Source organism: Allobaileyella intestinalis (assembly GCF_009695865.1).
GTDB classification, from domain to species: Bacteria; Bacillota; Clostridia; order Peptostreptococcales; family Anaerovoracaceae; genus Allobaileyella; species Allobaileyella intestinalis.
This window is the reverse complement of record NZ_VUNB01000007.1, coordinates 1-19287: the sequence shown is the minus strand read 5'-3', so window position 1 is coordinate 19287 and position 19287 is coordinate 1. Positions and strand designations below refer to the sequence as shown.

The 19287-nt window shown below is 47.5% G+C and carries 16 protein-coding genes and 1 rRNA gene; 5 read left to right on the top strand and 12 right to left on the bottom strand.

Translation table 11 applies throughout. The features are described from left to right. Nucleotides 1-225: 225 nt before the first annotated feature. From FYJ66_RS08480 to FYJ66_RS08430, 11 genes are all read right to left on the bottom strand, one after another. Nucleotides 226-3183, bottom strand: coding sequence for an AAA family ATPase (locus FYJ66_RS08480; RefSeq protein WP_154573081.1), 2958 nt, complete (start codon nt 3181-3183; stop codon nt 226-228). Next, nucleotides 3180-4373, bottom strand: coding sequence for an exonuclease SbcCD subunit D (locus FYJ66_RS08475; protein WP_154573080.1), 1194 nt, complete (start codon nt 4371-4373; stop codon nt 3180-3182). Before FYJ66_RS08475 ends, FYJ66_RS08480 begins: the two co-directional genes overlap by 4 nt. 191 nt (nt 4374-4564) lie before the next feature. Then, on the bottom strand, nt 4565-4915 hold the full coding sequence (locus tag FYJ66_RS08470) for a hypothetical protein (RefSeq protein WP_154573079.1): 351 nt from the start codon (nt 4913-4915) through the stop codon (nt 4565-4567). A 1-nt stretch (nt 4916) separates the two neighbouring features. Continuing rightward, nucleotides 4917-5336: a hypothetical protein gene (locus FYJ66_RS08465; RefSeq protein ID WP_154573078.1), complete on the bottom strand. Its 420-nt coding sequence runs from the start codon at nt 5334-5336 to the stop codon at nt 4917-4919. 99 nt (nt 5337-5435) lie between these two features. Beyond that, entirely contained in the window at nt 5436-6107 is a 672-nt protein-coding gene (gene hypB / locus FYJ66_RS08460; RefSeq protein ID WP_154573077.1) for a hydrogenase nickel incorporation protein HypB, read from the bottom strand. Nucleotides 6108-6122: 15 nt separating this feature from the next. Then, nucleotides 6123-6482: a hydrogenase maturation nickel metallochaperone HypA gene (locus FYJ66_RS08455; protein WP_154573076.1), complete on the bottom strand. Its 360-nt coding sequence runs from the start codon at nt 6480-6482 to the stop codon at nt 6123-6125. A gap of 17 nt (nt 6483-6499) precedes the next feature. After that, the gene (locus FYJ66_RS08450) at nt 6500-9307 is read right to left on the bottom strand and encodes an FAD-dependent oxidoreductase (protein ID WP_338071198.1); all 2808 of its coding nucleotides are present in this window, start codon (nt 9305-9307) and stop codon (nt 6500-6502) included. 211 nt (nt 9308-9518) lie between these two features. After that, nucleotides 9519-10244 (bottom strand): FadR/GntR family transcriptional regulator, encoded by a 726-nt coding sequence (locus FYJ66_RS08445; protein WP_154573075.1) that lies wholly within the window; start codon nt 10242-10244, stop codon nt 9519-9521. A 22-nt stretch (nt 10245-10266) separates the two neighbouring features. After that, on the bottom strand, nt 10267-11625 hold the full coding sequence (locus FYJ66_RS08440; RefSeq protein WP_154573074.1) for a PFL family protein: 1359 nt from the start codon (nt 11623-11625) through the stop codon (nt 10267-10269). An 84-nt stretch (nt 11626-11709) separates the two neighbouring features. Beyond that, entirely contained in the window at nt 11710-11973 is a 264-nt protein-coding gene (locus FYJ66_RS08435) for an ACT domain-containing protein (RefSeq protein WP_154573073.1), read from the bottom strand. A 100-nt stretch (nt 11974-12073) separates the two neighbouring features. Further along, nucleotides 12074-13546: an aminotransferase-like domain-containing protein gene (locus FYJ66_RS08430; RefSeq protein WP_206157040.1), complete on the bottom strand. Its 1473-nt coding sequence runs from the start codon at nt 13544-13546 to the stop codon at nt 12074-12076. Nucleotides 13547-13718: 172 nt separating this feature from the next. Between FYJ66_RS08430 and dltA the strand changes: the two genes are divergently transcribed. The 5 genes from dltA (at nt 13719) to FYJ66_RS08405 (ending at nt 18255) form a co-directional block, all read left to right on the top strand. Next, a complete protein-coding gene (dltA, locus tag FYJ66_RS08425; RefSeq protein ID WP_154573071.1) occupies nt 13719-15248 on the top strand; it encodes a D-alanine--poly(phosphoribitol) ligase subunit DltA in 1530 nt (509 codons plus the stop codon). Continuing rightward, a complete protein-coding gene (gene dltB / locus FYJ66_RS08420; protein WP_154573070.1) occupies nt 15248-16405 on the top strand; it encodes a D-alanyl-lipoteichoic acid biosynthesis protein DltB in 1158 nt (385 codons plus the stop codon). Before dltA ends, dltB begins: the two co-directional genes overlap by 1 nt. 111 nt (nt 16406-16516) lie before the next feature. After that, a complete protein-coding gene (gene dltC / locus FYJ66_RS08415; protein ID WP_154573069.1) occupies nt 16517-16768 on the top strand; it encodes a D-alanine--poly(phosphoribitol) ligase subunit 2 in 252 nt (83 codons plus the stop codon). A gap of 133 nt (nt 16769-16901) precedes the next feature. Next, nucleotides 16902-18128 (top strand): D-alanyl-lipoteichoic acid biosynthesis protein DltD, encoded by a 1227-nt coding sequence (dltD, locus tag FYJ66_RS08410; RefSeq protein ID WP_154573068.1) that lies wholly within the window; start codon nt 16902-16904, stop codon nt 18126-18128. Next, the gene (locus FYJ66_RS08405; RefSeq protein WP_154573067.1) at nt 18094-18255 is read left to right on the top strand and encodes a hypothetical protein; all 162 of its coding nucleotides are present in this window, start codon (nt 18094-18096) and stop codon (nt 18253-18255) included. Before dltD ends, FYJ66_RS08405 begins: the two co-directional genes overlap by 35 nt. Before the next feature lie 910 nt (nt 18256-19165). Here FYJ66_RS08405 and rrf read toward each other — a convergent pair. Continuing rightward, a 5S ribosomal RNA gene (gene rrf / locus FYJ66_RS08400) occupies nt 19166-19282 on the bottom strand. Nucleotides 19283-19287: the final 5 nt, after the last annotated feature.

Genomic DNA, 19287 nt, shown 5'->3' with positions numbered 1-19287 from the left:
CAGACCTGGCAGTTACCTTTCAGATATTTCACGATGAATATGTTATGTCATTAAGATGCAACAAACAAGAGACAGATACACACAAAAAAATCCGGGATGTGTATACAATCACCCCGGATTCCGCAATCTGTACTTGTCAAATATCCATATTTATGAATTTCAGTAATAACAGATGGCTGTTTTCCTCCATTTCGGCCACAAATTCACAGGATAGAAGGAGACAAATCAGGCTGTTATGATTCTGGCCCTGGATCCTGTTGCCGGATCTTTTGTGATGAGGATCTGCTTGTCAATTCTGTTTTTTAATTCTTCCACATGGGAGATGATGCCCACCAGCCTGTTTCCCTCTGCCAGGTCTGCCAGGGCCCGGACAGCATGGTCCAGGAACTCCGGGCTCAGGGTTCCAAAGCCTTCATCAATAAACATGGTGTCCAGTTTGATCCCTCCGGCAGAGGCCTGGATCTCGTCGGCCAGGCCAAGGGCCAGGGACAGAGAGGCCAGGAAGGATTCTCCTCCTGACAAGGTGTTTACTTCCCTCTCAGTTCCGTTGTAGTGATCGATGATATCCAGCTCCAGGCCGGACTGGCTTTTTCTGTCAGATGCTGTTGTCCTCCGTATGAGCTCGAACTGACCAGAGGACATTATCATGAACCTGGTGTTTGCCCTGGAAATGATTCTGTCAAAGTAGTGCATCTGAATATATGTTTCCAGCTGGATCTTATCCTTTCCGGAAAGGCTGCCGTTAAAGGTATCGGAAAGTTCTTTCACATCTGTCAGCTGTTCAAGAACTTCCGCCTCCTCCTTAAGGTTCGACTTCACGCTCCCCAGGGCGCTGGCAAGGGCCCGCCCCCGGGCCCCCAGGTCCGCCGCCAGCCCGTCACACCGTTGGCGGCCGGCGGCCAGGACCTGGCGCCTTGCCGCCTCCTTTTCCGTGTCCACGGCAGGCAAGGCTGCCTGCGCCCTGTGCAGAGTCCCGTACCGGGACTCTGCACTGCTGAGCTGGCGCTCAGCAGACCCTTTGTTGTCTGCGGCAGCCTTCAGTCCATTTTTTATTTCAGCCTGCTTATCTGCAAGGCTTTTTATCTCCTTCTCAGCTTCCTTCCGGCTGCCGTATTCCAGACCGGCGGAAAGCTCTGATCTCCTTGTTCTCAGAGCTTCCAGTTTAGCTTCAGCAGAAACAACCTGAGACCTGACACTGGTGATTTTGTCATTGTCCTCGTTTAACTGCTGCCTCAAAACGGGAATATTTTCTCTCAGATGATTCAATTCATCCACCTGTCTTGAAGCAATCCTGTATTCATCTACCAGGCTGCTTCTTATTTTCAGAAGCTCATCTTTCTTTGCTTCTGTGTGTTTTTTCAGCTTTTCTGTCAGCTCAAAGCCAGCTCCCTGAATCTCATTGTTCTCATTGAAATCCTGCCATGTTTTCGGAATCTGATTTTCCTCAATCACCTGATTTTCGGCGGCCTTCTTCCATAGGGCTGTCATCAGTGTCCCCAGCCTGCTCCTCAAGGAGCTGCAATTGTTTCCCTGGTTTTCCAGCTCCTTCCTGCTTCTGTCAAGAGCTCCTTTAGCTTTGTCAAGGTCCTTCTTTTCCACTGGTTCCCCGGTTTCATCTGTAAAATCAGCTGGAGCCGGATGATCTGTAGATCCACATACAGGACAGGGCATCCCATCCTGGAGATCTCTGGCCATTATTCCTGCCTGGCTTGCAAGGAATCTGTGATACAGGTCTTCATAGATCCTGTTTTTTTCCATTTCTTCCCGGGTCTTCTTTCGGAAGGCTTCTTCGGCACTGGCAAGTTCTGCTTCCAGTTTTCCCCCCTGGTCTATGTCGTCTAAGAGATTCGTAAGGCTGTCAATGGAGCTTTTTACCGCCTTACCCTTCTCACCAGCTTCTGCTTTTCTGCCCTCACAGCCTTGAAGAGCCTTTTCCCTTTCTGACAATTGTTCCAGATTCTTCTTTTTATCTGTCACATTCTTTTCCAGATTTTCTGCCTCATCCTTTTTTTCCTTGGTTTCTTTCTCCCCTTCTTCAATGGCTCTTAATATCTGGTCCAGCTTTGAATAGTCTTCCAGCTGTTTTTCCAGAATCGCCTGCCTCCTGCCATACTGTTCAGTCAGCTTCTCCCTGTCCTCCCATCCTCGAAGGTCAGCCTCTGATTCTTTCAGTTTTTCCTTCAGCATTGAAACGTCTTTCTCCGCCTGAGAAAGGTCAGCCTCCTGTTTTTCTCTCTGCCTTCCTGTTTCCAGCAGCTTGTCTGTCTTTTCTATTTCGCCGTAGATGATCTGTCTTATTTCATCTACCTGCCTGTATCTGAAGTCGTTTCTCTCTTTCAAAAGGGCCAAAGCCTCAGGCACATCTTCTACAGGACCTTTTCCTTCTGCTGCCAGGCTGATCACCAATTCAGGGCTGTATTCTCCTTCAGAGTCGGAGTCCATTTCTCCTTCCTGGTTTTCTGTGGATTTTTCAGTATTTTCAGGTTCCCCGTTTTCTGGCAGAAAAGCCAGAAGATCCTCTGGTATTTCCGGATTCTCTCCCTCAATTGAAGCCAGAGTCTCACCAGATTTTATCTGAAGATCGTGATACTTCCGGTTCAGGTCAAGGCCCAGGTTTTTAATATCTGTCTGAAACTGGTCGTAGATTTTCGTATCAAAAAGTTCACGGAAAATTTTCTTTCTCTCATCTGTTGTTGCGTTCAGAAGCTTCCGGAACTCTCCCTGGGCAATCATGGCTATTCCTGCAAACTGCTTGTGATCAAGGCCTGTGATCTCTTTCACCGCCTGGTTTACGGGAGAAACTCCTGTAATTATTTTTCCCCCTGGCATAGTAAGCTCCGCATCAGCCCCTACCTCCACCATGCCGGTACCTCGTTTCTTGGGACGTTGCTGGGCCGGATTTCTCCTGATGCGGTATTCTTTTCCTCTGTATTCAAAAGTAAGCTCCACCGACGTCATCAAATCCGGAGAAGCATAACCTGACCTCATGCTGGTTCCTGAACGGCTTTCTCCGCTGGTGGTTCCATAGAGGGCGTACATTATTCCGTCAAAAATAGTTGTTTTCCCTGCTCCGGTGTCTCCGGCTATAAGATACAGCCCTCCTGTGCCCAGTTTCCTGAGATCCAGTACTGTTTCACCTGCATAGGGTCCAAATGCTGTCATTTTAAGGATTTCCGGTCTCATCTCTCTGCCATCTCCTTCTTGCTCAAGCCTTCGAAAATGCTTTTGCAAACAGCCTTCTGATTATCATTCATTGAATGGCCGTTCACTCTGCTGTAGAAGTCTCCGATCAGCTCTTCCGGTGTTCTTATATTCTCGTTCCCCCCTTCTTCGGGTGTCCAGTTATTCCTGGTCCTTGCATTATCGTAATCCAGTCTCATCAGGTTCTTGTATATAGACCTGAGCCTGGCCATAGCGTCAGGAATATCCTGTTCGTCAGTTAGTGTTATTCTCACATAATCTTCCTGCCAGTTGGTGTCCTTGTAAAAATCCCTTTCAGTTACCTGACTGTAAGTACCTTTTATCTCCACCATTTCTCTTAAAGGCTTCAGAGGCAGATTCCTGGTTTCCATCTTTCCCCCGGCTCCTGTTTCCAGAACCGTTATGGATTTTTCCTGGCCTGACTCTGAGAAAGAGTATTTAAGAGGTGTTCCGCAGTAGCGTATTATCTGCCCCGGTTTTCCTGAAATGGTCTGAGGTCCGTGAATGTGACCAAGGGCAATGTAGTCGAAGTTTTCATAGGCGGAAGCATCCACATTGTCCAGGCCGCCTATCATAACTTCTTCTGATTCTGATCTCACTGCTCCGGTAACGAACTGGTGGGAAAGGATTATGTTCACTGCGTCCTTGTTTACCGGCAGTTCCTTGAGAGCTTCTTTCACCGCCTCTGTGCAGGTGCGTATTTTCTCTGATTCCTCCTCATTGTCAATCTTGTCAGTCTTATTGCTGTTTAATGCGGCTCTCACATGGGCAGGCTTAATAAACGGAAGGAGGTAAAAATCCACAGGCCCCCACTGATCTTCCAGGGTAACCCTTTTTACTGTTCCATTGTAGACAGGAGAAATATACACGCCGGATTTCTCCATCAATCCTCCGCCAAAAGCTAGTCTCTCCGGTGAGTCGTGATTGCCGCTTATAATGAAAATGGCAGGGCAGAGCTCTGCCATTTTTTCCAGAAAACTGTCCATAAGAGAAACAGCCTCTGCCGGCGGAACCGTCCTGTCGTAAATATCCCCCGCCAGGATTACTGCCTCCGGCTTCTCGGCTTCAGCCAGGTTCAGAATCTGATTCAGGATGTATTCCTGGTCCGGAATCATTGAAAAATCGTATACTTTCTTGCCTATATGCAGGTCAGACAGATGGAAAATCTTCATGGCGCCTCCTTTTCTCCATATAAGTATATGACGGAATCCCTGTCCATGACAATCTGAATGATATGGGCACACAAAAATACCCGGAACCGGGTGAAGAGCCTGGAGGTCATTTCCTGCTGTCATTTCTCTTCGCCCTTGTCCGGGTACTTATTGGTTTGCCTTTTTCAGCCCTGACCGGGCCGTTCCATGCCTTATCTCCTGTCTGATGCCGCCTTGTTCCGGCCGGACTCATTCTTTCTGCTTAGCATCTCTCTTATTGCTCCCTTAGGGTCCAGAATCAGAAGTCTTACAATCCAGATCGTAAGTCCAAGTGCAACTACTGCCAGTCCCAGGAATGCGTCGTTAAGCATGTCTGCAGGTGCCGGTGTGAAATAAGCTGCCTTAAGCTCCCTGTATTCCACCACAGCATCTACCAGCCACATAAGAGATGCGCCCCAGTACATCCAGCAGAGAATACCGGTTCTCATACGGTCATCCGGAAGTCCTCTGTACCAGAGAGCTGTACTTATTACAGCTGCGAAAACAGTAATCAACAGGGTCATCTTACTTCACCTCTTCTGCCACATTCTTTACAGATCTTTCTGCCAGCTTGCAAAGGGCAACCCAAACCAGTGTTACCAGTGCTGCCATTCCCACTCCTGTTGTAGCCATCTCGTGAAGCATTTCCATAGTGTCACCTGTAGATGCTGCAGTCAGGAACGGGAACCATGGTGTTACCTCACCGTGCCAGATGTGCTCAAAGGCCAGAAGGAAGGAACCGCCGGCCAGAAGTTTTACCAGCCAGTTCAATTTTCTGGAAAAAGGTATTCCATTTGCTGAAGTTTTGGCGACGGATCCGTGGGATTCCATGTTAATCTGGGCATGGGCTGTAACTGCCTCTCCCTTCATTTCCTTTTTCTTCTGATGAAGCTCAATTGCCTTTACTATAACGGCTTCTGCTGCCGGTACTACAAAACATGCCATTTTTATTTCCTCCGTATTATCTGATTTATTAAATCATTCAGACCTGCTGGTCCTCTCCATGCCTTTTGTGTTTGCTATGAAATGGCGGCGATCATTACCTTATCTGCCGATCCACTGGTCTGTCTGTTCTTTCAGCCAGTTCTCCCAGGCTTCAAAACCCTCGCCTGTCTTGGCTGATACAGGGAAAATCCTGATTTCAGGATTTCTTTCCCTGGCAAACTCTTCTACCTTCTTCATGTCGAAATCAAAGTAAGGCAGAACGTCGATCTTGTTAATGATCATTGCCTGGCACACCTGGAACATCAGCGGGTATTTCAGTGGCTTGTCGTGACCTTCTGGAACTGACAGGATGGCCACATTCTTTACAGCTCCCGTGTCGAATTCTGCAGGGCAAACGAGATTTCCCACATTTTCCAGAACTACCAGATCCAGATCAGATGATCCGATCTCATCCAGGCCCTGCTTTGTCATTCCTGCATCCAGGTGGCACATGCCGCCCGTGTGAAGCTGTATGCTGGACACTCCTGTTTCTGCAATTGTTATGGCATCAACATCGCCGTCAATATCAGCTTCCATAACGCCAATGGAATAGGAATCCTTCAGGTCTTTAATAGTTCTGCACAGGGTGGTGGTTTTCCCGCTTCCCGGAGAAGACATGAGGTTCATCAGGAAGGTTTTATCTTCCTTAAGCTGCTCCCTTACCTTGTCAGCTTCTCTGTCATTGCTTGCGAACACGCTTTCCTTCAGTTCTATCACTCTTACGTTTTTCATTATCATCTACCTCAATCATTCACTGCCGCTGTCCGAGATTTCAATCTCGTCTATTATGAACTCATTGCCCTGAAGGAGCCAGGTGTTTGGGCTGCCGCACTTTGGACAAATCTTGCCGTGGGGGATCGTATCGTAATCCTCTCCGCAGTCGTCACAGTGGGTAACAGCCGGAACTGTGAGGATCTTAAGCTCTGCATTTTTCATCATGCTTTCCTTCTTCACAGCCCACTTCCAGCAATCGGTAAGATAGCTCGGAATTACCGTAGACACCTGTCCAATGAGAAGTGTTACGGAATCAATGTGGTCTGCATTATTTTCAGTTGCCACTTCTTTGGCTCTGTCTATGACATTGAAAACCACTCCCAGCTCGTGCATTATTCCTCTCCCTGTAATTATTGCCTGTGAAATTTGATCTTCACAGCCTGCTTAATACCGTGCTTGATAGCCAGCTTCTTGGATTCCTCAGCTGAGTACATTCTTGAGCAGTCAGGGTTCTCCCTGTACAGGTGGATTGCATCGAAGGCACATCTTGTTGTGCAAACTCCGCAGCCCAGGCATCTGTTGGTGTCGACGATGGAAGCTCCGCAGCCCAGACATCTGGCTGTTTCCTTCTTGATCTGCTCTTCCGTAAATCCGGTCCTGTCGTCGCTGAATGTCTTCCTGAGAGCATCGTTGTATCCTGGTCTCTGGCGTGGCGTGTTGTCGAAGGACTCCTCATCGACCTTTATATCCTTCTTGTTCAGCTCTATAAACTCTCTCCTGTTCCTTCCGATGGTGAGGGTTGTATGAGGCCTTACATATCTGTGGATGGATACTGCGCCTTCCTTACCAGCGGCAATTGCATCGATGACGAACTTCTGTCCTGTCACTGCATCTCCGCCGGCGAAAACGCCGTCCTCAGCCGTCTCATATGTCACAGGATCCACGATCACTGTTCCGTTTCTGTTGAACTCGGCCTTTGTGCCCTTCAGCATGTCCTTCCACTGGATCTTCTGACCGATACAATACAGAACCACATCTGCGTCTGCCACGATCTCCTGGCTCTTATCGAACTTAGGATCGAAACGTCCTTCTTCGTTCTTTACAGAGAGACATTTAACGAACTTGATGGCCTTGCACTTTCCGTTCTCTGTCACGATCTCTGTCTGGCCCCATCCTGCGTGAATGGTAACGCCGTCTCTCTCAGTCTCACCTCTGTCCTCAGGTCCACAAGGCATTTCATCGTATGACTCAAGGCAGTACATATCCACACTGTCCGCACCACATCTTACAGCCGCTCTTGCCACGTCACAGCCGATGTTTCCTCCGCCGATAACAACTACTTTTCCCTTGAGAGTGCCTGTTCCGTCCAGGTTCACCTTCCTGATGAAATCAATGCCGGCCTGTACGCCTTCTGCGTCCCCTCCAGGGATACCCAGTTTTCCGCCGGACTGGAGACCAATTGCCAGATAGAAGGCCTTGAATCCCTGTTCCTTCAGCTCAGGAATGGACACGTCTGTTCCAACCTCGATGCCGCAGCGGAATTCTACTCCCAGTTCCTTCAGGATATCAATCTCTGCCTGAACTACATCCTTCTCCAGGCGGAAGTTAGGAATGCCGTTCATCATCATGCCACCGACTCTGGATTCTTTTTCGAATACTACAGGCTTATATCCTTTTATCGCCAGATAGTAGGCGCATGAAAGCCCTGCAGGGCCTCCGCCGATGATGGCGATCTTCTCGTCGAATTCGCCGTATACCTTCGGAACGATTTTCTCCGGTATGAATCTTGTTTCAGCATCCAGATCTCTCTGGGCGATGAATCTCTTTACCTCGTCGATGGCTACCGCCTCGTCGATGGTGCCTCTGGTGCAGGCCTCCTCACACCTCCTGTTGCACACTCTTCCGCATACTGCAGGGAAAGGATTCTCTCTCTTGATCAGCTCCAGAGCTTCTGTGTACTTGCCCTGGGCTGCCAGCTTCAGATAACCCTGAACTGCGATGTGGGCAGGACAGGCTGTCTTACATGGTGAGGTTCCTGTATCGTAACAATTGACCCTGATGGTGTTTCTGTAGTCATAATCCCATTTGTCCTTGCCCCACTTCTCCAGTGAAGGAAGAGATCTCATAGGATATTTAACTTCTGTACCGTCTTCTTTGCACAGCTTCTGTCCCAGCTTCACTGCACCTGCAGGACATTTCTCCACACACCGGCCGCAGGCAACGCACTTTTCCTTATCCACTCTTGCCACATAAGCAGATCTGGAGAGGTTCGGCGTGTTGAACATCTGGGATGTTCTCAGTCCGTAACATACATTTACGTTGCAATTGCATATGGCGAAAATCTTATGCTCTCCATCGATGTTGGTGATCTGATGAACGAATCCGTTCTTCTCAGCTTTTTCCATTATCCGGAGAGCTTCTTCCTTATCTATATACCTTCCGCCTTTGTTCTGCTCCATAACATAGTCAGCCAGGTCACCAACGGCGATACACCAGTTTTCCGGATCGTCCCCGCAATTGTCATCATATGTGCTCCGGGACATTCTGCATGAGCACGGGCTGGCAGCATATTTCCCTTCATATTTGTCCAGCCAGTAAGAGATGTGTTCCACGGATATGGATTCGTTTTCCATTTCAATGGCTTTTTCCACAGGTATCACGTGCATTCCTATGCCGCCGCCACCTTCAGGAACCATGTGAGAGATCGGCCCCAGGGATACTCTTGCCATCTGGTCGAAGAAGTTTCCCATTTCGGGATGTTCAGCCATGAGCGCGTGGTTCATGTTCGTGAACTCACCGATCCCCGGGATCAGGACTGGAAGTATCCATCTTTTCTCGTGATCCGGATTCTTTCCATCGAGGTTCTCACAGTTGTACTCCAGAAGTCCTGTCCATGTCATGTGATCAAGCATCTTCTTAAGATCCTCATCCTTCATTCCCGAAAGGCTCTTAAGCTGCTCAAATGTTTTAGGGTTTCTTAATCCCATCTTGCAGGCCAGTTCTGCTTCCTCGTCAGTAGCGATGATAGCAAGGCCCCAGTACTCATAATCATCCTTGGTTATCGGCTCCAATCCCAAGTGTTTCTTAGGTCTGGTGGTAAGCAGCTTTGCCAGCTTTGCAACAGGCTGTCTGATCGGCTCGTCATTTTTAATAAAATCAGGTATCTTTTTCTTCATTCCTTCGAACTGGCGAAGCTTTTCTTCTGTGGCTTTATCCATGATCTTTAACTCCTCCAACAAATAACTCCGATTATTGCGTCATAAAAATAACGTATTTCACAAATGAAGCATATCTTTTTTTCCAGTTGTTTTCAATTTCAGACAAAGCCAGAATGTGAAAAACATGTCAATACTTCTCTGGTTCTGATTTAATCAGAGCACAGTGTGCAATATAAAAGGCAGGGTGAGGTTTTCTCACTGCCTGCCTGTTTTACTTGGTGCACACGCCCTTCTCCAGATCGTCCTTGAAAAGCTCTACTTTTGACTTGTACGCTTCCAGGGCTCCTTCGCTGTCTCCTTCATCTATGAGCCTTGTAAAAAGCTTTAACAGATTGACTGCCCTGTCCATGCCGCAGATGCTGATCCAGTCCTCCCACATGGGAATAGCAATGTCATGGAAGGCGTTAAACATCATGGGCAGCACAAGGTCTCCCCCAAGAACAGCAATGGTCAGATGGTACTGGAATATCATCTCAGCATAGTCATGAATGGTTCCCTTATTCTCTACCATCTTCTTCAGGATATCATCTGTGGTCTTCTCCAGAACGGCAATATCAGCTTCCGTGTGGTCATGGGCCAGAATCTGCATGGCCTTTGCCTCAATGGCTTCTCTGAAAGTGAGGATGGACTCTGCAAGGCTTTTGTCTAAATCCTCTCCCTGGACCTTGAGAATGGTAACGAGAGTCTCCAGATTGCCAGTTCTGTAGTAATCAGCCACCTCCACCTTCTGCCGGGGTGTAACTTTGAGAAAGCCCTTTTTTTCCAGAGACTTTATTCCGATATTTACGGCACTTTTGCTTATTCCAGTGGCCTTGGCCAGTTCACTTTCTGAAGGCAGTCTCGTTCCCGGTGTAAGCTCACCAGAAATAATCATTTCCAGTATCTGATCCTCGAACATCTGGGAAACTGTTGAACTTCTTATTGATTGAAACTCCATTGACTCACCTCCTTCAGCAGAACTAATTCTTCAGGCTCTGGATTGGAGCTGGAATCCTGCCTCCCCTGTTTATCATCTTAGCAGGTGAAAGTTTTGAAACAGGCATTACAGGACCTGCGCCGAACAGGCCACCGTAATCGAATTCCTCTCCTTCCTTCAGTCCGATGCCGGGAATAACCCTGACCGCGGTGGTCTTGGTATTTATCATGCCTATGGCTGCCTCGTCTGCAATAATTGCGGATATAACCTCAGCAGTGGTGTCTCCCGGAATGACGATCATATCCAGTCCCACAGAACATACTGCGGTCATAGCCTCCAGCTTCTGCACTGTCAGAACTCCCTCTCTGGCTGCTCTGATCATTCCTGCATCTTCTGTTACAGGAATAAAGGCTCCGGAAAGACCTCCAATGGTACTTGATGCCATTACGCCCCCCTTCTTGACAGCGTCGTTCAGCATGGCAAGGGCGGCAGTTGTACCGCAGGCTCCTACTCTCTCCAGTCCGATTTCCTCAAGAATATGGGCAACAGAGTCTCCGATTGCCGGAGTTGGTGCCAGTGACAGGTCCACAATGCCAAATGGAACGCCCAGCATTTCGCTGGCCACAGTTCCCACCAGCTGGCCCATTCTTGTGACCTTGAAGGCTGTTTTCTTTATCTTGTCTGAAACCTGCTGGAGATCTGCATTCTCATCCATTGACGCAATGGCGGATCTTACTACTCCCGGTCCGGAAACGCCTACGTTTATTACACAGTCAGGCTCTCCTACTCCGTGAAAAGCTCCTGCCATGAAAGGATTATCTTCCGGTGCATTGCAGAATACCACCAGCTTCGTGGCGCCAACACACTGTCTCTCTGCCGTAAGCTCTGCGCACTGACGTACGATTTTTCCCATTAAGGCTACTGCATCCATGTTTATGCCGGCCTTGGTGCTTCCAATGTTTACCGATGAGCAAACTCTCTCCGTAACTGCCAGGGCTCTGGGAATGGACTGGATCAGCTCTTTGTCTCCAGGTCCGAAGCCTTTCTGTACGAGGGCAGAGTAGCCGCCAATATAGTTTACGCCTATGGCCTCAGCCGCCTGGTCAAGAGCCTTTGCGTATTTAACCGGATCTCCTCCGCTGGCACCAACCAGCATGGAAACAGGTGTTACTGAAACTCTCTTGTTTACAATAGGAATTCCGTATCTCTTTTCGATTATTTCCCCTGTCTCTACAAGCTTGCCTGCACATCTCTTGATTTTTCTGATAACCTTCTCACACGATCTGTCTATGTCGCTGTCCATACAGTCCAGCAGAGAGATACCCATTGTAATGGTTCTTACGTCCAGGTTATCTTCATCGATCATGTCGATAGTTTCTCTTATTTCCTGCGGATCGAACATTTATTAATCCTCTCTTACTATTTTCATTTATTTAAAAAATCTTTTCTGTTCCGGTTATGTTTACGAATACCGGAGATAATTTTCCTAGATGCGGTGCATTTCATAGAAGATGTCTTCATGCATTACCCTGTTCTTTGTTTCAGGCAGTCTTTCATCCAGCAGATTCTGAAGCTCTCCTATGGTGCAGGTCATGTCTTCTACCTGAATTATCATGGTCATTGAAAAATATCCTTCAACTACCGACTGGGTTACGGCCACTATATTTGCCTTCTTCTCTGCGCAAAGACCGCTTACCTTTGCCAGAATCCCGATCTCATCCTTACCGATCACTGAAATAATAGCTCTCATTAGTATCTCCTGTTCTGTGCAAACATGTAATTATTTCCCGTCGCCTGGTTGTACGCCGACAACTGACAACATTTTATCAGATGATTTGTGTCAGTACTACTCATTTCCATTTATTGTTTTCGTATGTATCTTTTCTTTCTTTTAAATACCTGAATATGGTTTCCAAACCAGATTCCAGCTGCATTGCCGAATGCCTTCCTGCCAGGGTAATTCTGAGATAGACGTTTCCATTTCCCGGATCCACAGCATATCTCCAGGAATGAGCAACCTTCACTCCCATTTCCTCCAGTTTTTTCTCCATCTCCGGTCCGCTTACCCGGTTATCTGCAGGGAGCCAGCGATAGAAGGAAAAAGGATTTCCGTTTACTTCTGGGGGACGTCCCCAAACCCTCTCAAAGCAAGATTCAAATCTGTTATTTGCAGCGGCTGCCAGTCTTCTCTTCTTCCTGACTATCTCACCGGCTCCGCCTCCGCTAATAAGCTCCGCATAAACAGCTGAACTGAGAGCCGACGCCCTGGTGCCAGACACATCACCAGCCCTGAACAGCGGCTTCCTTACCAGATCTCCTGCTACCATGAACCCGGCGCTCAGACCTGTACTCACTGATTCTGCACCACTGATAATATATACTGACCGCCCCGGCACATGCCGTGATACAGGGCCCTGATAATCAGGATCAAGATCTGCAGAGAAAAAGGCGAAAGGATCGTTTTCCAGTAGAATCAGTGATCTTCTGAGGATTACTCCGGCTATGGCCTTCTTTCTCATTTCCGGCATAGAAGAAGCAGTAGGATCACTGCAGGAGGGCATCAAGTATACTCCTGCCAAGGGATTCTTTCTGTGAATTCTGTCCAGCTCTTCAGGTATCATGCCGTATCTGTCCGAGGGTACAGGCACCAGGATGATTCCCCGCAGCCTGGCCACTTCCAGAAAGCTCCGGCTGATAAAAGGTTCTGTGGCGACTCTGTCTCCCGGAACAAAGAGAGCTGAAAGAGCCAGATCCACTGCACTTCTGGAGCCGGAAACAAAAAAAAGATGATCTCCATCAGTCTTCAATCCCAGGTTTCTCAGCCAGTTCACAGCCGTTGACCTGTAAGCCATCCTGGTTTCATATATAGAAGTTCCCATTATGTTTTCTATGTCAGAGCTGACAGCCACCTTCTTCACAGCAGAGGCCACAATGTCATTACACTGGTCGAAAAAAGCATCTGAACCCAGATCGATAACTCCGTCAACGGTACCTCCCTTCAGATCAGGCAAGAAAGCCTGTGAAGGAGAAGATACATATGTGCCGCTCCCCGGTACTGCATATACCAGGCCCTTTTCCTGACACATTTTATAGGCTCTGGTAACGGTGGTCATGTTCACGTCAAGATAGTCTGCCAGATCTCTCTGCCCGGGAAGTTTAGTGCCCGGCGAAAGTCTTCCGGAAGAAATATCTGCTTCCAGCATCCGGGTCAAAGTCATGTATATTGGCCTGGTCAGGTTTGTCCTGTCCGGCCTCCAGGACATTGGCATCTCCGGCACGTTGCCTCTCTTGTTTCTCAGCTCCCTGTCATTTTCAGGAAACATCTCCATCCTCCAGTCAACACTCCATTTACCTGCATGTTTCTATTTTATCACAGCCGGAAAATTAAAGTTCTTTTAAGAATCAGTTTAAAGCCATTTAAGACAGCTCTTCTATACTCGTAAACGTAATAAGAATAGAAACCTGTGGACAGAAACATGAAAAGGAGCTGTCGTAATGAATATTATTAACAGAATAGAAGGCTGGGCAAAGGAACATCCTGGTAAAACAGCCTTTCACTTCAGAAACGGAGAAATAAGCTACGGTGAGCTGTGGGAGCGTTCAGGACGCCTGGCCAATTACCTTCTCATTAATAAAGACATATGTGACGGTCAGCCAATTCCCGTTTACGGCCACAAGAACATATACATGCCAGTATGTTTCCTGGCCTGTGTCCGTTCCGGTCATCCTTACGTTCCAATTGACACAAACATGCCGGAGCAGCGCATAAGAGACATAATGGAATCTGTAGGATCACCTGTAATCCTGGGGGCCGACAAGCTTCCATTTGTCCCTGAGAACGTTCTGACCGTTGGAAGAGATTACCTTGAGGAAATCACTTCTGATAACGAGGAAAAGGATTTCTGTTTCTCTCCAGAAGTTCCAGCTGAATATAACAATGGAAAAGATGACGTACATTATATTATTTTCACCTCAGGAAGCACGGGAAAGCCTAAGGGAGTCCAGATAACCACAGGAAATCTGGAGGCCTATCTGGACTGGTCTGTCACCCTTGTAGATGAGGAGCCGGGAGTGTTCCTGAACCAGGCCCCATTTTCATTCGATCTGTCAGTAATGGATCTTTATACTGGACTGGCTACCGGCTCTACCATTGTATCTGCAGACCGGGCCCTTACCGAGGATCTGGGAGAGCTGATGGAATATTTGAAGAAACAGCAGCCTACCTACTGGGTTTCCACTCCCTCATTCGCAGACCTGTGCCTGGGAGCTCCTGATTTTTCCGGAAAAACACTTTCCTCACTGCGAAAGTTCCTCTTCTGCGGAGAACCATTTCAGAAGCATACTGCTTCGAGGCTGCTAAACCGGTTCCCTGAAGCTGATGTAATAAACACCTACGGTCCTACTGAAACAACGGTTTGCGTAACAGCTGTAAAAATCACCTCACAGATGACTGAAAGTTCCGGCGACCTGCCTGTAGGCATTACAAAGCCGGGCACAGTTATTTATGCAGCCGGCGAAGATGGACAGCCTCTGGAGAATGGATGTGAGGGTGAGCTGATCATCTGCGGTGACACCGTAAGTCCCGGATATTTCAAGGATCCGGAAAAAACCGCTCAGGCTTTCTTCACTCTTGGTGACGGAACGAGGGCCTACAGAACAGGAGACAAGGGCTATGTTGACGAAAACGGCATGGTCTTCTGCGGCGGACGAATGGACGGACAGGTTAAGCTTCACGGTTACAGAATCGAGCTGGGAGATATTGAGAAGAACCTTCAGGATCTGGATGGCGTGGAAAACGCTGCTGTCTTCCTTGTAAAGAACCGGGGAGCCGGGGAGTCTCTTTCTGCCTGCATATTGCAGAGCCCTGATACGGACACTTCCTACAGCCGCAGAAAATGGATCAGGCAGACCCTGGGCCAGCGGCTGCCGGCATACATGGTCCCTCGTAAAATCGTGTTTTTCAATGAATTCCCAATGACTCTCAACGGGAAACTGGATAAAAGAAAGCTTGGAGAAATGATCTGATGCAGCTTTTTCAGGACAACAACTTTTTCATACTTCTGGCGGTGTTCTCTATTCCGGCCCTGATAATGGGATACTTTGAGAAGCCTCTACGAATATATGGATTTGCAGTTTCACTGGTTTTTCTGTGGCTGGTTATGGGAGGCACCCACAGGGCACTGGTGTATCTGGCAGTCTTCCTTCTGTGGGAAATCGTTGAAGCGAAAATATATCTCAGGGTAAGGAAAAAATACGGGCGGAACAGGAAGCTTTACTACTTGTTCCTGATTTTGTCCCTTCTACCGCTGATTTTAAACAAATACGACCACGCAACGGGAGGAGTTCTCCACTGGTTCGGTTTCCTGGGTATTTCCTACATGACTTTCAAGTCCGCCCAGGTTATTATCCAGATCTTCGACGGACAGATCAAAGAGGTGGAATCCTTTCCTTATGTATACATGATGATCTTTTTCCCGGTCATTACCTCCGGCCCAATCGACAGAAGTATGCGGTTCAGAGATGATATGTACCGGGTCATCCCAAGGCAGGAATACATGGACATGGCCGGACAGGGCCTGTTCAAAATCGTCCTGGGTGTGGTATACAAGGTGGTGATTGCTGCCGGGTTCTACCAGCTGGAAATCAGACTTGGACACGGCCTGGATCTGAAGGGTGCTCTGATCTACATGTACACCTACGGGTTCTACTTGTTCTTCGATTTTGCGGGCTACAGCCTGATGGCGGTGGGAGCTTCCTACCTGTTCGGCATAAAAACACCTGATAACTTCAACAAGCCTTTTATCAGCGTGGACATGAAGGATTTCTGGGATCGCTGGCACATCACCCTTTCCCACTGGTTCCGGGATTTCGTATTCTCCCGGGTAACAATGAACCTGATCAGAAGCCGCAAGATAAAAAGCCATCTGACCATTGCAGTTATTGCCTTTTTCATAAACATGGGCCTGATGGGCATCTGGCACGGCACGGAGCCCTATTACATAGCCTACGGCCTCTATCACGGAATGCTTCTTTCCGTCACCGAGGTCTATCAGAAAAAAAGCAAGTTCCATAAGAAACATAAAAAAGAAAAATGGTACCGCTTCGTTTCCGGTGTCATTACCTTCAATCTGGTGATGTTCGGATTCTTCATCTTCTCCGGACGAATCATGAAATTCATTTAAACCGCTATTTCACTTCTCCCCGCCAACTGAGGAGAAGCCGCAAATATTTTTTTCAAGGAAAAAGCAATTAATTAACGCGAAAGTTTAACGACACAAAAGGGAGAAAACCAAATGAGCGACAAGACTAAAATCTACGAAACAGTTATGGATATTCTGGCAGACGTTACTGGAGATGAGGTTGTTAAGGAAGAGCCTGATATCAACCTGCCTGAGGAGGGTCTCATCGATTCACTGGGCTATATCGAGCTGCTGCTGGACATCGAAGAGTCTCTGGGCATCGTCATTGCCCCAACTGAATATACAAGGGAAGAGATGGACACCCCTGCAAAAATTGCTGCAGTAGTTCAGAGCAAGGCAGAGTAACGGAAACCACTGGCGCGGAGGTATACTTTCACCACGAAACGCGCGGGTATACTTTCACCGCGAGAACGCGTGGGTATACTTTCACCACGAGAATGCGCGGGTATACAACATACAACAAACAGCGAGTACACAGATGAAAAGATTAAAAGCTTTTATAACTGCACTGGGTATCTTTCTGATATTGTCTGTTTCGATTCAGCAATTCGTGATCAGCACCGACTATCCGAGAAATGAGAATTTCAAGTACTGGTACAGCCCATATAAAGACAAAAGTGCCCAGGCACTGGAGTCGAACCTGGACAAAGACACCATGCTGATTTTCGGATCCTCTGAGCTTGGACACGAGAAAAACAGCAAATACTATGTCAGAAACATGTTCCACAAGAACGACCTGAATGCAATGATAATCGGCCAGCCCTACACCCAGGATCTTAATCACACAACAACGCTGGCGGCTCTGGCCCCTAAATTGAAAAACAAGAAGGTGATTCTTCTTCTCTCCCCTACCTGGTTTATGGGAAGGGATGTAGATCCGGGGAATTTCAGTATGAGATTTTCAGATTCTGAATATGTAGCCATGCTGAAGAATCCTGATCTTTCAAAATCTCTGAAAGAAAAGATTGCAAAAAGGACTTTATATCTGCTGAGGTCGGACAAGAAGGCCGCTGCAAGAGTCAGGGCTTATAACAGAGTCTACCTGTACGGCTCGAGCAGGCTGTCCGACAGGCTTCTGGCAAGATACTACAAGAATCACACCGAAGTTCAGGAGCGGGCTGCACTGTTTTTCGCAGAAAAATTCCAGAAGGACCCGCTGGATCTTGTTACGGACGGAATAACCAAACAGGGCCTTGCCAATGACCCGGCCCGGAATGGAAAGCCTACCATTCCTGCAGGACAGACACCAGACTGGTCTAATCTGAAAAAAACGGCAATAGACAGTTCCACAGGCCATTCAAACAACCCTCTTAACATGAGGGACAAAAACTGGAACAGAACTTTCAAAGACAGATATAAAAATAAGAAATCCCGGGACCTTCACAAGTTCACATCAACAGACGATTCAAAGGAATACGGTGATCTTGAGCTTTTCCTCCAGGTATGCCAGCAGGAAAACATCAAACCTCTTCTGGTTATTCAGCCAGTAAACGGCTACTGGTTCGACCACACAGGTATGGGCCCTGAAAAAAGAGATGCCTACAGGCAGTGCATCAAGGATACTGCCGAGGAATACGGAGTTCAGGTAAAGGATCTTTCAAAATACGATTATGAAATGGGTGTTCTCAGCGACGCTGTACATCCATGGGCGAAAGGATGGGTGATTTTAGATGAAATTTTCTACAATTATTACAAAGCTGACTAGCACATTCCACGACAAAGAATTCCTGAAATTCACAGGCCAGTTCCTTCTTATGATGCTGGTAATCTATTTCTTCAACATGTTCTCCATGGGAATTCAGTCTCCAACATTCTCATACGCTGCATTCTAAAAAGCTGCGTTCTATAATCGGCGTTCTAAAAATCGGCGCTGCACGCTAGGCCGCGGCTCGATTGCAATGGGCGCTGCTGGTAAAATACAATCTACAGCTGATATTTTATGCTATAATGAAGCCGCCTATCGATTTGCCCCCTTTGTTAAGTGGATACGGCTAAAAGCCTATTCCACTTACGAAGGGGTTTTTATTGTATTTATATATCAGTATACTGTCCCATAAAGTAGGCGGATTTCCATGGTATGGAAATTTCTTTATATATCATGGAAAATCTCCTTGCAGACTTCCATGGGATAGAACGATTTCCGTATACCATGGAGATTTTCTTCATCTCCTGTCTACAAAAGAATGCTCCAGCAGTACTGCTCAAGTATTTGAAAGATAGAACTGCTCTTTGTTACAGTCTCGAGCAGTTCTATCAGCCGATATGCCGATTTCTACTGCTCGTGTGACAAGAATCGAGCAGTACTCCTTCCCCTTTTTCACTTTTCTACTGCTCAAACTCTTCTCTTCGAGCAGTAGTGATTAAGCATTCTTTTATTTCTACTGCTCCTTGTTACTGTCTCGAGCAGTTCTATCACCAGATATGCCAATTTCTACTGCTCGTGTAACAAGAATCGGGCAGTACTCCTTCCCCTTTTTCACTTTTCTACTGCTTCTACGCCTCTCTTCGAGCAGTAGTGATTAAAAATTTTCTCGTTTCTACTGCTCCTTGTTACTGTCTCGAGCAGTCCTATCACCAGATATGCCAATTTCTACTGCTCGCGGAGAACTTATCGAGCAGTACTCTTTCCACCTTTTCACTTCACTACTGCTCTCTTAGCTGCCCACGTAACGCTGCACTTCTCCGAGCAGCTTTCAAGCACATATAACAAAAGAGACACTCTTTCGAGTGTCCCTTCTTCCTAACTGGCGACGTCCTAATTTCCCGGGCAGCTTCCCGCCAAGTATCATCAGCGCTGAAGAGCTTAACTTCTGTGTTCGGGATGGGAACAGGTGTATCCTCTTCGCTATTGTCACCAGATATGA

What these genes read in the sequence shown, in the direction of transcription:
- FYJ66_RS08480 (WP_154573081.1), bottom strand. Translation starts at nt 3,183, where the DNA reads ATGAGACCGGAAATCCTTAAAATGACAGCATTTGGACCCTATGCAGGT.
- FYJ66_RS08475 (WP_154573080.1), bottom strand. Translation starts at nt 4,373, where the DNA reads ATGAAGATTTTCCATCTGTCTGACCTGCATATAGGCAAGAAAGTATAC.
- FYJ66_RS08470 (WP_154573079.1), bottom strand. Translation starts at nt 4,915, where the DNA reads ATGACCCTGTTGATTACTGTTTTCGCAGCTGTAATAAGTACAGCTCTC.
- FYJ66_RS08465 (WP_154573078.1), bottom strand. Translation starts at nt 5,336, where the DNA reads ATGGCATGTTTTGTAGTACCGGCAGCAGAAGCCGTTATAGTAAAGGCA.
- hypB (WP_154573077.1), bottom strand. Translation starts at nt 6,107, where the DNA reads ATGAAAAACGTAAGAGTGATAGAACTGAAGGAAAGCGTGTTCGCAAGC.
- FYJ66_RS08455 (WP_154573076.1), bottom strand. Translation starts at nt 6,482, where the DNA reads ATGCACGAGCTGGGAGTGGTTTTCAATGTCATAGACAGAGCCAAAGAA.
- FYJ66_RS08450 (WP_338071198.1), bottom strand. Translation starts at nt 9,307, where the DNA reads ATGGATAAAGCCACAGAAGAAAAGCTTCGCCAGTTCGAAGGAATGAAG.
- FYJ66_RS08445 (WP_154573075.1), bottom strand. Translation starts at nt 10,244, where the DNA reads ATGGAGTTTCAATCAATAAGAAGTTCAACAGTTTCCCAGATGTTCGAG.
- FYJ66_RS08440 (WP_154573074.1), bottom strand. Translation starts at nt 11,625, where the DNA reads ATGTTCGATCCGCAGGAAATAAGAGAAACTATCGACATGATCGATGAA.
- FYJ66_RS08435 (WP_154573073.1), bottom strand. Translation starts at nt 11,973, where the DNA reads ATGAGAGCTATTATTTCAGTGATCGGTAAGGATGAGATCGGGATTCTG.
- FYJ66_RS08430 (WP_206157040.1), bottom strand. Translation starts at nt 13,546, where the DNA reads ATGTTTCCTGAAAATGACAGGGAGCTGAGAAACAAGAGAGGCAACGTG.
- dltA (WP_154573071.1), top strand. Translation starts at nt 13,719, where the DNA reads ATGAATATTATTAACAGAATAGAAGGCTGGGCAAAGGAACATCCTGGT.
- dltB (WP_154573070.1), top strand. Translation starts at nt 15,248, where the DNA reads ATGCAGCTTTTTCAGGACAACAACTTTTTCATACTTCTGGCGGTGTTC.
- dltC (WP_154573069.1), top strand. Translation starts at nt 16,517, where the DNA reads ATGAGCGACAAGACTAAAATCTACGAAACAGTTATGGATATTCTGGCA.
- dltD (WP_154573068.1), top strand. Translation starts at nt 16,902, where the DNA reads ATGAAAAGATTAAAAGCTTTTATAACTGCACTGGGTATCTTTCTGATA.
- FYJ66_RS08405 (WP_154573067.1), top strand. Translation starts at nt 18,094, where the DNA reads ATGAAATTTTCTACAATTATTACAAAGCTGACTAGCACATTCCACGAC.